General features: G+C 37.8%; 14 protein-coding genes. All 14 read left to right on the top strand.

Going from position 1 to position 14578, the window contains the following annotated elements; genetic code table 11:
- The first annotated feature begins 72 nt into the window (after positions 1-72).
- Entirely contained in the window at positions 73-1431 is a 1359-nt protein-coding gene (locus tag ANG_RS08020; protein ID WP_003037524.1) for a DUF1958 domain-containing protein, read from the top strand.
- Between the two features lie 78 nt (positions 1432-1509).
- Positions 1510-2679, top strand: a complete 1170-nt coding sequence (locus tag ANG_RS08015) for an MFS transporter (protein WP_003037325.1) — start codon at positions 1510-1512, stop codon at positions 2677-2679.
- Between the two features lie 294 nt (positions 2680-2973).
- On the top strand, positions 2974-4410 hold the full coding sequence (locus tag ANG_RS08010) for a 6-phospho-beta-glucosidase (RefSeq protein WP_003037208.1): 1437 nt from the start codon (positions 2974-2976) through the stop codon (positions 4408-4410).
- Positions 4411-4423: 13 nt separating this feature from the next.
- Entirely contained in the window at positions 4424-4663 is a 240-nt protein-coding gene (locus ANG_RS08005; RefSeq protein WP_003037516.1) for a hypothetical protein, read from the top strand.
- A gap of 95 nt (positions 4664-4758) precedes the next feature.
- On the top strand, positions 4759-4998 hold the full coding sequence (locus tag ANG_RS08000; RefSeq protein ID WP_003025388.1) for a SemiSWEET transporter: 240 nt from the start codon (positions 4759-4761) through the stop codon (positions 4996-4998).
- A 117-nt stretch (positions 4999-5115) separates the two neighbouring features.
- Positions 5116-5430 carry a PTS cellobiose transporter subunit IIB gene (locus ANG_RS07995; protein WP_003037418.1) on the top strand — a complete coding sequence of 105 codons (315 nt, stop codon included), beginning with the start codon at positions 5116-5118 and terminating at the stop codon, positions 5428-5430.
- 55 nt (positions 5431-5485) lie between these two features.
- Positions 5486-7477 (top strand): BglG family transcription antiterminator, encoded by a 1992-nt coding sequence (locus ANG_RS07990; RefSeq protein ID WP_025271897.1) that lies wholly within the window; start codon positions 5486-5488, stop codon positions 7475-7477.
- Positions 7478-7489: 12 nt separating this feature from the next.
- On the top strand, positions 7490-7807 hold the full coding sequence (locus ANG_RS07985) for a PTS cellobiose transporter subunit IIA (RefSeq protein ID WP_025271896.1): 318 nt from the start codon (positions 7490-7492) through the stop codon (positions 7805-7807).
- Positions 7808-7829: 22 nt separating this feature from the next.
- On the top strand, positions 7830-8336 hold the full coding sequence (locus ANG_RS07980; RefSeq protein WP_025271895.1) for a hypothetical protein: 507 nt from the start codon (positions 7830-7832) through the stop codon (positions 8334-8336).
- Between the two features lie 39 nt (positions 8337-8375).
- Entirely contained in the window at positions 8376-9719 is a 1344-nt protein-coding gene (gene celB, locus ANG_RS07975) for a PTS cellobiose transporter subunit IIC (protein ID WP_038677312.1), read from the top strand.
- 322 nt (positions 9720-10041) lie between these two features.
- Complete coding sequence (locus tag ANG_RS07970) at positions 10042-11073, top strand: competence protein CoiA (RefSeq protein ID WP_038677310.1); 1032 nt, start codon at positions 10042-10044, stop codon at positions 11071-11073.
- Positions 11025-12827, top strand: a complete 1803-nt coding sequence (gene pepF / locus ANG_RS07965) for an oligoendopeptidase F (protein WP_025271893.1) — start codon at positions 11025-11027, stop codon at positions 12825-12827. Before ANG_RS07970 ends, pepF begins: the two co-directional genes overlap by 49 nt.
- 1 nt (position 12828) lies before the next feature.
- On the top strand, positions 12829-13512 hold the full coding sequence (locus tag ANG_RS07960; protein WP_003037234.1) for an O-methyltransferase: 684 nt from the start codon (positions 12829-12831) through the stop codon (positions 13510-13512).
- A 106-nt stretch (positions 13513-13618) separates the two neighbouring features.
- On the top strand, positions 13619-14557 hold the full coding sequence (gene prsA / locus ANG_RS07955; RefSeq protein ID WP_025271892.1) for a peptidylprolyl isomerase PrsA: 939 nt from the start codon (positions 13619-13621) through the stop codon (positions 14555-14557).
- Positions 14558-14578 lie beyond the last annotated feature (21 nt).

Here is a 14578-nt window from a genome sequence, read left to right as displayed (position 1 = left end):
TAAAAAAAATTCCTTATCTTACAGGGAAAATATGCTATACTAGAAGATAAGTGAGAACTCAGGAGGATTCTAGTGAAAAAGTTGTTAACTATTGTTTGTTTTTTTGTGTTGTGTGTGGGAACAATCACTATTCATGCGGACGAGTTAGTTGATATGGCGCAAAAAATGTATCCAGACGAAAAGGTCAATCCAATCAATCGTCCGAAATCATCCTTGATAGTAGATGCTAATACGGGAAATATTCTTTGGCAAGATAATATCGATGAAGTTCGTGACCCAGCTAGCATGAGCAAATTGATGACTTTGTATTTAGTTTTTGAAGCGATTCAGCAAGGAAAGTTGAGTGAAAATACAGTTATCAAAGCGACACCACGTGATCAGGCTATTGCAAATATTTACGAGATTTCCAACAATAAAATAGTAGCCGGTGTAGATTATACTGTTTCTGAATTGATTACGATGACAGCTGTTCCATCTTCAAATGCGACAACTGTCATGTTAGCCAATTATTTATCTAACAATGATCCAGATACATTTTTGGATATGATGAATGCCAAGGCAAAAGAATTGGGTATGACCAATACAAAATGGTTCAATGCTAGCGGAGCGGCAGCTGTTTCTTTCAAAGGCTTGTATACTCCACAACGGTATGATAACAATGCAGCCAATCAGACAACGGCGCGCGATTTAGCCATTTTAGGGTACCATTTCGTCAAGAATTATCCAAATATTTTAAATTACACCAATAAACCAGTCGTAACGGTAAAAAAGGGAACGCCGTATGAAGAAACTTTTGAAACCTATAATTACTCACTTCCTGGTGCAAGATATGCTATAAAGGGGGTTGATGGCTTAAAGACAGGATCAAGTCCACGAGGAGCTTTTAACTACATTGCAACGATTAAGCGTGGAAAACAACGCTTGATTAGTGTTATCATGGGAGTTGGGAATTGGTCTGACCAAGATGGAGAATATTACCGCCATCCATTTGGCAATGCCTTGATTGAGAAAGCTTATGCTGATTATGAGTACAAAAAAATTTTCAAGGCTGGAGAACAAACAATCAATGGAAAAAGATATAACCTGTCAAAAGATTTCTATGCAACTGTGAAAAAAGGGGCGTCAGCAAAACCAGTTGTGGAAAATGGAGTATTGAAAAATGATAATGGTCTAAAGCAACTTTCTTCGCTCATTGCAGATGGAGAAAGTGTCACAGACGTAAAGAAAAGAGCAACATCAACAGTACAAAGTACTATAGCAAAGTCTAACGGAAAAAGTTTGAAGCAACTCTTTTTAGATTATTATATTTTTATTGCAGTTCCCATAGTGATTTTTTTGTTGATTATTGTTTTTGAAATCATGAGACGAAAGCAAAAAAGAATTCGACGAGATCATAGTGATACCCGGCTTTCTCGTCGTCGGAAGCGTTAAATATATAGTATGGGACAGAAAACTCGATTGGTGATTCCAGTCGAGTTTTGTCACTCTGTTTAGGGGGAAGGAAAAATTATGTTTAGGAAATTTCAAAATAGCTATTTTGCTTATTTTTTAATGTATAACTTTTATTTTTTATCATATGCACTTTTTTCGACTTTAATTTCAGTATACATGCTTGATAAGGGATATTCAGCTAGTCAGGTGTCACTTGTTGTCTCTGCCTCATTCTTTTCTTCTATGATTGTTCAGCCGCTCATGGGGATTTTAAATGATAAGATTGGCATTAAAAAAGTGACCATTTATAGTTTTCTTCTGATTAATATCGCTGCAATCTTTTTTATGCAAGCCAATAATCTTTTATTGTTGACAGTCTGGTATAGTGCTGTTTTAATGTTGGTCAATGGAGTCAATCCTGTTATGGATGTGTTGGCTGCTAGAAGCCCTTATACTTATGGGAAAATTCGTATCTGGGGTACTTTTGGTTATGCAATGGGCTCACAATTAGCAGGATTGATTTATAAATTCATCTCACCGCAAGCAATTTTTATCGTGTTTATCGGTATGATGTGTGTGAGTATTCTTGGGGTATTTGGGATTGAGCCAAAACATAATCAAGGTTCAAAAAAAGCCACACAAATGAAAAATGGTTCTTCTATTGGGCAAATCTTCAAAAATAAAACGTATTTGTTTTACCTTCTTATCGTGGCACTCTATTCTGGAGTTGGAAATACAGGGCATACATATATCCCTTCTATGCTAGAGCATAGCGGTTTAAGTGTTAATATGGCGACAACTGTGGTAGCTATTTCTGTAATTTGCGAGTCGCCATTGATTTTCTTTTCTTATCTTTTTATGGATAAGGTTCCAATTAAAAAATTGCTCTATATTCCTTTGGGAATTTTGCTTTTACAGTATGTGATTTATGGATTGGATTTGGGGCTTACTTCCAAAATTCTCTTAACTTTAATGTCAAAGCATGCTACAGGTATGTTGTTGATTATGGTGACTTTGAAGATTGTTGCTAACATAGTAGATGAGAATTATTTGGTCACAGCTATTGCTTTGGTGCAGACAGCGCGCAATTTAGGAACCATTCTTATTCAAAATATTGCAGGAGATATTATTGATAAATCTGGCTATGAAATGATGAGTTTTTTCTTAGCTGGTGTAATGGTTCTAGTGCTTGTTTTAGCTTTCTTTTTGAAAGTACCAAACAAGTCAAATCAGAAATTGTTTGGTTAAGAGAAGTATAAAGGGACTGGATTTTTTCCAGCCCCTTTATTAAGTACTTTGTTACTTTTGCTGTTTGAATGAAAAGAGGCATGTACAGATAATGGAATCAATAGCTCGATAGATAGCTAAAAATGATAGTCTAATAGTAAAAGGTGATATTAAATCAAGGGAAGTTCCGTTTATTAAAGTCTACCTATGAATACGGATCTATCATTTTTCCGTATTATTGTGGCAAAAATATAGATTTTAAAAGCGCTTTCTTAGATGTATAATGAAAATATCAAAATCAGGAGGACTTTAGATATGTCAACTTTTAAAGATGGATTTCTCTGGGGTGGAGCTGTTGCAGCACATCAACTGGAAGGTGGCTGGCAGGAAGGTGGAAAAGGTATCAGTGTGGCGGATGTTATGACCGCAGCTCGTCACGGAGTGCCCCGGGAAATCACGCCGGGCATACTAGAAGGCAAGTACTATCCTAACCATGAGGCCATTGATTTTTATCATCGTTACAAGGGAGATATTGCTCTTTTTGCAGAGATGGGCTTCAAGTGTTTCCGGACTTCTATTGCTTGGACGCGGATTTTTCCTAAGGGAGACGAAGAGCAGCCCAATGAAGCTGGTTTGCAGTTTTATGATGACCTTTTTGATGAGTGTCTCAAATACGGGATTGAGCCAGTTATTACCCTGTCGCATTTTGAAATGCCTTATCATTTAGTGACTAAATATGGTGGTTGGAAGAATCGCAAGGTTATTGATTTCTTTGTCCGCTTTGCGGAAGTCGTCTTCAAGCGCTATAAGGACAAGGTCAAATACTGGATGACCTTCAATGAAATCAATAATCAGGCCAACTATCAAGAAGATTTTGCTCCTTTCACCAATTCCGGGATTGTCTACAAAGAGGGAGATGACCGGGAGGCCATCATGTATCAGGCAGCTCACTATGAGTTGGTGGCTTCAGCGCGGGCGGTCAAGATTGGACATGAAATCAATCCCGACTTCCAAATCGGCTGCATGATAGCCATGTGCCCGATTTACCCGGCGACCTGCAAGCCCAAGGATGTCCTCATGGCTATGAAGGCCATGCAGAAGCGTTATTATTTTGCAGATGTCCATGTTTTCGGGCTTTATCCAGAACATATTCTTAAATATTGGGAACGAAAAGGTATAAAGGTTGATTTTATCGAGCAGGATCAGGAAGACTTGCTGGCTGGAACTGTTGATTACATTGGCTTTAGCTACTATATGTCCTTTGCTATTGATTCTCATCGGGAAAACAATCCTTACTTTGACTATGTGGAAACCGAAGATTTGGTCAAGAATACTTATGTTGAGGCTTCAGAATGGGACTGGCAGATTGACCCAGAAGGTCTGCGCTATGCTCTCAACTGGTTCACTGACCATTACCATCTGCCGCTCTTTATCGTAGAAAATGGATTTGGTGCCATTGATAAAGTGGAAGCAGACGGTATGGTGCATGATGACTATCGGATTGACTATTTGGGTGCTCATATCCGTGAGATGAAGAAAGCCGTAGTCGAAGATGGGGTGGACCTCATGGGTTATACGCCTTGGGGCTGTATTGACTTGGTGTCTGCAGGTACCGGTGAAATGCGCAAACGTTACGGTTTCATCTATGTAGACAAGGACGATGAGGGAAATGGAACCTATGAGCGTTCGCCTAAGAAGTCCTTTGCTTGGTATAAGGAAGTCATCGCTTCAAACGGAGCAGCAGTAGACTAAATCGGAGATTATCATGAGTAAAAAAATAACCTATGTCATCAAATTTTCTAAGGGTGTGGCAGTACCGGATTTGGCTAGCAATCCAGCTATCACCCAGCATTTAACCATTAAGTTAAAAAATGCAGACGGTTTTGTCGTAGACAGTGACATCAATGATGTGAAGATTCGGGAGCTGATAATGGCTACTTTCAATCTAGAAAAGAAAGATGTAGTTGTCTTATCCAAATATCCAGGACTGGTGAATATTTTGTAATAGGAAGATGCATTTATCTTTCCATATGTAATAGAGCAAGTAAGAAAGAAACGAGGCTAGAGTTTTCTAGCTTCGTTTTTAGAAAGGGAGAAAATATGATTGGAACGATTGCTGCTGTATTAACTACTTTTGCTTTTTTACCGCAGGTAATAAAAGTCATTAAAACCAAGGATACAGAGTCTATTGCGCTTGGCATGTATCTGATGCAAGTTGTCGGTATTGCTTTGTGGCTGTTTCATGGCTTGGTGATTGAAGATTTGCCTTTAATTATGGCAAATAGCGTGTCTTTGGTTTTATCAGGAACCATTCTCTATTATAAATTAAAATATAAGTAAAAAAGTAACTAAGGAAATATTTCCGTTTCACTACGGAAAAAAATAAGATGGAAGTTGTAATCGTTTTCATCTATAATGAATTTATAAAATAAATTTTATTTATAAGGAGAAAATCTTATGGCTAAAGCATTGATTATCTGTGCAGCAGGTATGTCATCTTCTTTGATGGCAAAGAAAACAACGGAATTTTTAAAGAGCAAAGGGCATGACATTGAAGTAGATGCTATTAGTGCGACAGAAGGTGGGAAAGCTATTGCCGCTGCTGAATTTGATCTTTATCTCATTAGTCCTCAAACAAAAATGTATTTCAAGCAATTTGAGGAAGCTGGAGCAAAAGTCGGCAAACCTATTGTACAAATTCCTCCGCAAGCCTACATTCCTATTCCAATGGGAATTGAAAAAATGGCAAATCTTATCTTGGAAAACATTTAAAGTTTCAGCTCAAAAAGGGTAAAATAGTTCTTATAAATGCGGAAGGAGGACTGTATTGCTACATCAGAAAGAAAAATTGATTCTTCAATCTTTGTTGGAAAATAAAGACCATTATATTACAAGTAAGGAATTAGCTAGTCAGCTTTCTTGCTCTGATCGTACGATAAGAACTTATCTGAAATCCTTGATGGACTGGAACCCTCATGAAATAGGCTGGAAAATTATTGCCAAGCAAGGCTATGGCTATAAGTTAGAACTGCAAGATAAAGCTCTTTGTCAGGATTTTATACAAGCTGAACTGTTGACAGAGGTAAATGCTGCTAAGACTGAAAATATAGAAGATCGTTACAATTATATTTTAAACAAATTGCTTTTTGAGCAAGAGAAGCTTTATTTTGACAACTTGGCAGAAGAATTATTTGTCAGTCGGTCAACCTTGTCAGCGGATTTTAAGAAAATCAGAAAATACTTGGCAAAGTATGACTTACAAATCGAAAGTAAAGCCAATCGGGGTGTTTATGTAAAGGGAAGTGAGCGCAACAAGCGTCGGTTTATCATGGATTATTTTTTCCGTGATAATTTCTTTCAAAGTTTGCATAATTACATCACGATTGAAGTTCCTGGTCGGCAAATCAGTTTAGAAGAATTGACGATTATTGTGCTGGATGAATGCCGCGAAGGTCACTTAAAGTTGTCAGATTTTGTCATTCAAAACTTGGTGATTCACATCGCTCTTTCTTTTAAACGAATTGCGGAAGGTTTTCAAATCAATCAAATTGAAAATTGGAATCAAGAAAATTATCTGGCAGAGCGAAAGATTGCTGAGAAAATTTTACACAGAGTATATTTGGCAACTGGGCTGGAATTTCCCAAAGAAGAAGTGGACTATATCACGCTCCATTTGATTTCAAAAGCTTCTTGCCAAGATAATCAATATGCAAAGAAGGATATAAACCAAGAAATCCGCAGGCAGTTACTAGAAGCATTAGAGCAGGTCGAGCATGTCAAGGATTATCAATTTCAACATGACTTCCAGTTAGTTGAGGGAGTTGTCACGCATTTAGTTACCTTGCTTGTACGTTTGCAAAATCATGTGGTGCTGGAAAATCCTCTTTTAAATGACATTCAGCAGCAATATTCATCTGTTTTAGCGATGACAAGAGAGCTCTTGCAGGCCATGCCGATTTTTTCCAAGGAAAACTTATCTGATGATGAAGTGGCTTATGTAGCCTTGCATTGCATGGCTGCCTTGGAGCGGTTAAAGGAAAAGCAAAAATTTAATATCTTGGTGATTTGTGCAACGGGCTATGGATCAGCGCAAATGCTGAAAAATCGCATTGATAATGAACTGGGCAACTTAGTCCACATTGTGGATGTAATTGGCTATTATGAGTTGAGTGATGAACGTCTGAAAAATATTGATTTTATCATTTCATCCATTGATTTATCCAATCTGGTCTTCAGTGTTCCTGTTTTTACTGTCAGCATCTTTTTAAATTCAGAAGAGCTAAAAGAGATAAAACATAGAATGGCTCAGCTGAAGCCAGTAGAAAGTCATTTGAAGGCAGATTTAACACCAACAGCCACTACAACGAAAGAAAATATTTTTGATGAATATTTCTCTCCGTCTTGTTTTATTCTCATGCAGGATGCGACAAAAGAGGTCATCTTACAAGAGTTGCTGAGCCAAATGGGACAAGGTGAAGAGCAGGATTTCGTTTCTTGTATGCAGGATTTAATGAAGCAGCGTGAAAAAATGAGTTCAGTTATTTTCTCAGAGCAAATCGCGGTGCCGCATCCGATTAAGCCCATTGCAAAGAATCATAAAATCGGTGTTGCTATTGTAAAAAACGGTCTTCAGTGGAATGAAGAAAATCCTCATATTCGACTCATCTTTCTTCCATCGCCGGCTATCTATGGAAATGAAGGAATGGCGACGTTGACATCTAAGATTGTGGATTTGTTAGAGCAGCCTGGTTTGCAAAAACAGATCTTTAATTGTCAGTCATTTGCAGAGTTTAAACAGTTATTTTTAAAAATAAAGTAAAGGAGATTGTCTATGAATCAGGAAGAATTACAAGTGGCAGCTTTTGAAATTATCTTGCATAGTGGTTCAGCAAGGGCAACGGTTCACGAAGCTTTCGCCGATATGCGCGAAGGGAATTATGATGAAGCTGCTGAAAAGTTAGAAGCTGCCAATGCAGAGCTATTGGAAGCCCATCATGCACAAACAAATTTGCTACAAGAATACGCAAGTGGAACGGAAATCAAAATTGAAATTATCATGGTGCATGCTCAGGATCATTTGATGACAACTATGACCTTGCGTGAGGTAGCACTTGAAATGCTCAGTCTTTATCGAAAGATTGAAAAGTAAAAAAGGAATGAAAGGGGAAAATATGACTGAAAAAGAAAAACAAGAACTAGAAGCAAGACGAAAAGAAGCAGCAATAAAAAACATGTACTACACGCGTTACTTTTCAGTCCGCTACGCGACAGCATTTTTCTTCTTTGCTAATCTTTATTGGATGCTAATGCTGTATCTTTCAAAGGCTGGTTTAGTTTTGCTGTTGCCTTTGTTGCTAACTGTTCTAGCGGCGTTGGCAATGTGGGAACAAACACGAATGTACACTGTTTATCAAAAAGAAGCGACATTAACGCGGTTCTTTTACAATATTTCTGCTTTAGCAAATGTTTTGCTACTGATAATTGTTTTTGTGGGACAGTATCATTTCCTTTTTCCATTTTTTTCGATTAGTACAACCACTGTAACCGTTTTAACGGTTGTGCTTTTATTGGGGCTATTTTTAGCCATTCTCATGTTAAGAAAATTAAGTCGGATTCATCATCATACAGATAAGCAATATAAACGCATTCAAGAATATATTGCCACTGTTCAACGTTAGTTTATAAATTATATTTCAAACATCATAGGAGGATATATTATGAATAAATTGTTTGAATTTCTAGAAAAGTACCTCATGGGACCAATGGGGAAAGTCTCTACTTGGCGTCCTGTTCGTGCTATTGTTGCTGCCGGGATGGCCAGCATTCCCTTTACAATCGTAGGGTCTGCTTTCTTGGTTCTTAGTGTTATACCGCAAGCCTTTAATCTTCAATTTATTGTTGATTTGTGGGCGAATTCTTTTGATAAGATCCAAGCTCTCTACTTGCTGGCTTATAAGTGTACAATGGGAATCTTGTCTCTCTACTTTGCCATTGTTATTGGGTATGAATACACAAAAATTTATGTCGAAGAAGAAGGGCTCAACCTCAATCCACTTAATGGTGGTCTGTTAGCGGTATTTGCTTACTTTTTGACCATTCCTGAATTAACTTATTCAAAAGGAGTGATTTCAGCCGTTACAGGAAAAACAACAATTGGTGGCTGGTCTGTTGGCGGAGATAGTTTGACACGTCTGTCTACATCAGGTATGTTTACTGCGATTCTGATGTCCATTCTCGCTGTGCAACTGTATCGCCTTTGTGTGCAGAAGAATTGGGTCATCAAGATGCCTGAAGCTGTTCCAGAAGGAGTTGCTCGTTCATTTACAGCCCTCATTCCAGGTTTTGTCATTGCATTTGCAGTACTCTTCATTAACGGTATCTTTATCCTATTTGGTACAGATATTTATAAAGTTATTGCAATTCCGTTTGCCTTTGTTAGCCATATCACTAATACATGGCTAGGTATCGTTGTGATTTACTTATTGGTTCATGCTCTTTGGATTGTCGGTATTCACGGTGCTAATATCGTTATGGGACTGGTTAGTCCGATCTTGCTTGCTAATATGGCACAAAACGTTGACGGCAAATTCATTGCTTATGCAGGTGAATTTACCAACTCTTATGTAACAATCGGTGGTTCTGGTGCGACCTTATTGCTTTGCTTCTATATTGCTTTCCGTGCGAAGTCAGATCAATTACGTATGCTTGGAAAAGCAGCTATGGGTCCAGCTATTTTCAACATCAACGAACCCCTTATCTTTGGTCTACCAATTGTGTATAATCCAATGTTGACCATTCCGTTTATTTTGGCTCCAATCGTCTCTGCTTCAATTGGTTACTGGTCTGTCCAACTTGGACTAGCTGGTAAAGCAATTGCCCAAACACCATGGCCAACACCTATTGGTCTTGGAGCTTATGTTGGTTCAGGTGGTAATATTGGTGCTTTCGTAGTTGCACTTGTTTGTGCTCTGTCTGCCTTTGTGATTTGGTATCCATTTATTAAGATGTATGATACGAAGTTGTACAAAGAAGAAATGGGCGGCGCTGAAGCGATTCAATAATTTTGTTTCCCCTTATAAAAAATTTGAAGCTGGAACGAAAGTCTCCAGCTTCAATTTATATAGTGCAATAAACCAAGGACACAGTAGTTGCTTACTCAAAGTAGTTGCTAGCTAGGGCTTGTAAGGCAAGTCTTAACGTTTTTTGCTTTTTAAGCTCGAAAGAGCACTTTTGACGAAAACTTTTTTTCTTTATCCACCACCTCAACAGTCTCCTAGACTGTTGAGCAACCTTGCGGGGGTGAGATAAAACTTAAAATTTTTAAGATGAGTTCTGTCTCACTCTTTTTTTACGAATAATTTAAGTAAAAGGGGAAAATAATCTATGTTAATGGCTTGTCAGGAAAACGGAAAAATGCTAAATGCTGTGGAAGATACGGTAAATCCATTGGATAGGTTTCTCTGCCCGGCTTGTAAGGAAGCGGTGCGATTTAAAAATGGCAAGGTGATGCGACCGCATTTTGCTCATATTTCTTTAAAAGAATGTCATTTTTATACGGAAAATGAAAGCGCAGAACACTTGAATTTGAAAGCTGCTTTGTTTACTTGGGCTAGAAAATCCAATCATGCGATTCAAGTAGAAGCTTATTTACCAGAATTGCAGCAAATCGCAGATTTGTTAGTTGAAAAACAAATTGCGCTTGAAGTTCAGTGTAGCTCGCTTAGTCAAAAACGCTTAAAAGAGCGTACGGACAGTTATCGTCAGCATGGTTATCGCGTCCTTTGGCTCTTGGGAAAGAAACTTTGGCTGAAAGATTCCTTGACCAATTTACAAAAGGACTTTCTCTATTTCAGTCAAAATATGGGCTTTCATCTATGGGAATTAGACGAACAGCAACAGCTTTTGAGGCTTAAATACTTGATTCATGAAGATTTGCATGGCAAGGTTCAGTATAAGGAAAAAAATTTTGCTTTTGGTAAAGGAAACCTTTTAGACATCTTTCGTCAGCCATTCTGCAAGCAGGAAATGACGAGTTTTCTGGCAAAAGAAGATAAAAATATTTGCAGTTATGTGCGCCAGCAGCTCTACTATCAGCAGCCCAAATGGATGAAATGGCAAGCAGAATTGTATCAAACGGGTGATAATTTATTGACCAAAACGGCTAGTGACTTTTACCCGCAAGTCCAACCTGTTCGTGCCAGCTCTTTCTGCCAGATTTTTCAAGATCTCACACCTTATTACCAGCAATTTTCAGCTTATTATGAAAAAGAAAAAAATAAAAATCTCCAAATTCTCTATCCTCCAGCTTTTTATGCAAAGATTTTTGGCAATATTTATGATAGAATAGGAAGGACGGAGGAAATTTTATGGCAAAACAAAGAAATGAAATTGAAGAAAAATACACTTGGGACCTAACAACGATTTTCCCAACAGATGAAGCTTTTGAGGCAGAGTTAAGTCAAGTTTCAAAAGAATTAAAAGAAGCCAGCAGCTTAGCAGGTCATCTTTTGGATTCGGCTGATAGCCTTTTAAAAACAACAGAAATCCAATTGGACTTAATGCGTCGCATAGAAAAGCTCTATTCCTATGCTCACATGAAAAATGATCAAGATACGCGCGTGGCAAAATATCAAGAATACCAAGCCAAAGGAATGGCCATTTATAGCGAGTTCGGACAAACTTTTGCTTTCTATGAACCAGAATTTATGGCAATCACAGACGAGCAATATCAGACTTTCTTAGCTGAAAAGCCCGAATTGAAAATCTATCAACACTTCTTTGATAAGCTGCTGCAAAAGAAAACTCACATTCTTTCTCAACGTGAGGAAGAATTGTTAGCAGGAGCTGGTGAAATTTTTAGTGCTGCGGGTGATACTTTTGGAATCTTAGACAATGCTGATATTGTCTTTCCAACCGTGCACGACGAAGAAGGAAATGAAGTGCAATTGACGCACGGAAATTACATTAGTTTAGTGGAGTCGAAAAATCGTACAGTCCGCAAGGAAGCTTATGAAGCGCTTTACAGCGTCTATGAGCAATACCAACACACTTATGCTAAGACACTCCAAACGAATGTTAAAGTTCATAATTACAATGCCAAAGTTCGTAATTTTTCTTCTGCGCGTGAAGCTGCCTTGTCTGCTAACTTTATTCCAGAAAGTGTTTATGATAGCTTAGTGTCTGCGGTAAACAAACATTTGCCACTCTTACATCGCTATATTGCGCTACGTGCAAAGATTTTAGGCCTTTCTGATTTGAAAATGTACGACCTCTATACACCATTGTCAGAAGCAGATTACAAATTTACCTATGAAGAAGCTTTGACAAAAGCAGAAGAAGTTTTAGCGATTCTCGGAGATGATTATCTTAGTCGAGTGAAAAAGGCCTTTTCAGAGCGCTGGATTGATGTTCATGAGAATCAAGGCAAACGCTCAGGAGCTTATTCTGGCGGTTCTTACGATACCAATGCTTTTATGTTGCTCAACTGGCAAGATACGTTGGACAATCTTTTCACACTGGTTCATGAAACGGGGCACAGCATGCATTCCAGCTATACTCGTGAAACACAGCCGTACGTTTACGGAGATTATTCTATTTTCTTAGCTGAGATTGCTTCTACGACCAATGAAAATATCCTAACGGAGAAATTATTGGAAGAAGTAGATGACGATCAAACCCGCTTTGCGATTCTGAATCATTTCTTAGATGGCTTCCGTGGGACTGTTTTCCGCCAAACTCAATTTGCCGAGTTTGAACATGCCATTCACAAAGCTGACCAAGAAGGTCAAGTCTTGACGAGTGAATTTTTGAATGATTTGTACGCAGATTTGAATGAAAAATATTATGGTTTGACGAAAGAAGACAATCCACAAATTCAATACGAATGGGCACGGATTCCGCATTTCTACTATGATTATTATGTATTCCAATATTCTACTGGTTTCTCAGCTGCTTCTGCCTTAGCAGATAAGATTGTCAACGGAACGCAAGAAGATAAAGAGAAGTATCTCAACTACTTGAAAGCAGGAAATTCTGATTATCCGCTGAATGTCATTAAAAAAGCTGGTGTAGATATGGAAAAAGAAGACTACCTCAATGCTGCCTTTGCAGTTTTTGAACGTCGTCTTGATGAATTTGAAGCACTCGTAGAAAAGTTAGGACTGGGATAAAATGGTCAAGTCCTATAGTAAAAATGCTAATCACAACATGCGTCGTCCCGTTGTCAAAGAAGAAATTGTTGATTTTATGCGGACACGGCAAAAGCAAGTTTCGGGCTCCTTAAAAGAGCTCGAAACTTTTGCTCATGCAGAAAATATTCCCATTATTCCTCACGAAACAGTTGCCTATTTTCGTTTTCTGTTAGAAACTTTACAGCCTGAAAAGATTTTGGAAATTGGGACAGCCATTGGCTTTTCAGCTCTTTTAATGGCCGAACATGCACCGCAAGCACAAATTACAACGATTGATCGCAATCTAGAAATGATTGCTCTTTCTAAAGCGAACTTTGCTAAGTTTGACAAGCGCAAGCAAATTACATTGCTGGAAGGTGACGCAATGGATATTCTTCCTCATTTGAAAGATTGCTATGACTTTGTCTTTATGGACTCTGCTAAGTCCAAATACGTTGTTTTTCTGCCGGAAGTTCTGAAACACCTTGATTCGGGAGGAATTATCATCATAGACGATGTTTTCCAGGGTGGAGATGTTGCTAAGGATATAATAGAAGTACGTCGAAGTCAGAGAACCATTTATCGTGGCTTGCAAAACTTATTTGATGCAACGCTTGATAATCCAGATTTAACAGCTGCCTTATTACCGCTTGGTGATGGTTTGTTGATGATTCGAAAAAAATGAGATATTTGTGATTTTCTTATTATTAACAAGTTTTTAGAAAAATTTAAGATATTAAATCTATTTTATGGTACAATAAGAAAGTGAATTAAAAAAAGGAGTTTTCATAATGAAGAAAAAAATTCTAGCAGGAGCTATTACGCTTTTGTCAGTTGTAACATTAGCGGCGTGCTCGCAAGCTGGTGGTAAAGATATTATCACAATGAAAGGAAATACAATCACTGTCAATGATTTCTATAACAAAGTGAAAAATAATGCAGCCGCTCAACAAGTACTTCTCAATATGACCATTCAAGAAGTTTTTGAAAAGAGCTATGGTAAACATGTTACAGAAAAAGAAGTCAATGAAACGTTCAATAAGAGTAAGAGCACTTACGGAACTGCTTTCCAACAAGTATTGGCAAGAGCAGGATTGACGGAAGATACTTATCGTGAACAAATCAGAACCAATAAATTGGTCGAATATGTTGTCAAAAAAGCAGCTGAAAAAGAATTGACAGATGCAAATTATAAAAAAGCATACGAATCTTATACACCAGAAGTGACTGCTCAAATCATCAAAGTAGATAACCAAGACAAAGCAAAAGAAATATTGGCAAAAGCAAAAGCCGAAGGTGCTGATTTCGGACAAATTGCCAAAGAAAATTCTACAGATAAGAAGACAAAAGATAAGGGTGGCGAAGTGAAGTTTGACTCGGCTTCAACAGATGTTCCAGATGCTGTTAAAAAGGCTGCTTTTGCTCTTGAAGCAAATGGTATTTCTGATGTTATCACCGTTAAATCATCAACTTATTCTTCAAGTTATTATATTGTGAAACTAAATAGTAAATCTGAAAAATCAGCAAACTGGAAAGACTACAAGAAACAACTGAAAAATGTTATCTTGACACAAAAACAAAATGATCGCACCTTTATTCAAAAAATTGTTGCCAAAGAATTACAAGCAGCCAATATTAAGGTGAAAGATCAAGCTTTCCAAAATCTGTTCTCACAATATGTCAAGTCAGATAGCAACTCAACATCTAGCTCGTCATCTTCATCAAAATAAGTTGACGAAAAGCTCATAAGT

Origin of the sequence: Streptococcus anginosus subsp. whileyi MAS624 (genome assembly GCF_000478925.1) — a bacterium.
Taxonomy (GTDB): domain Bacteria; phylum Bacillota; class Bacilli; order Lactobacillales; family Streptococcaceae; genus Streptococcus; species Streptococcus whileyi.
This window is presented reverse-complemented; position numbering and strand designations above follow the sequence as displayed.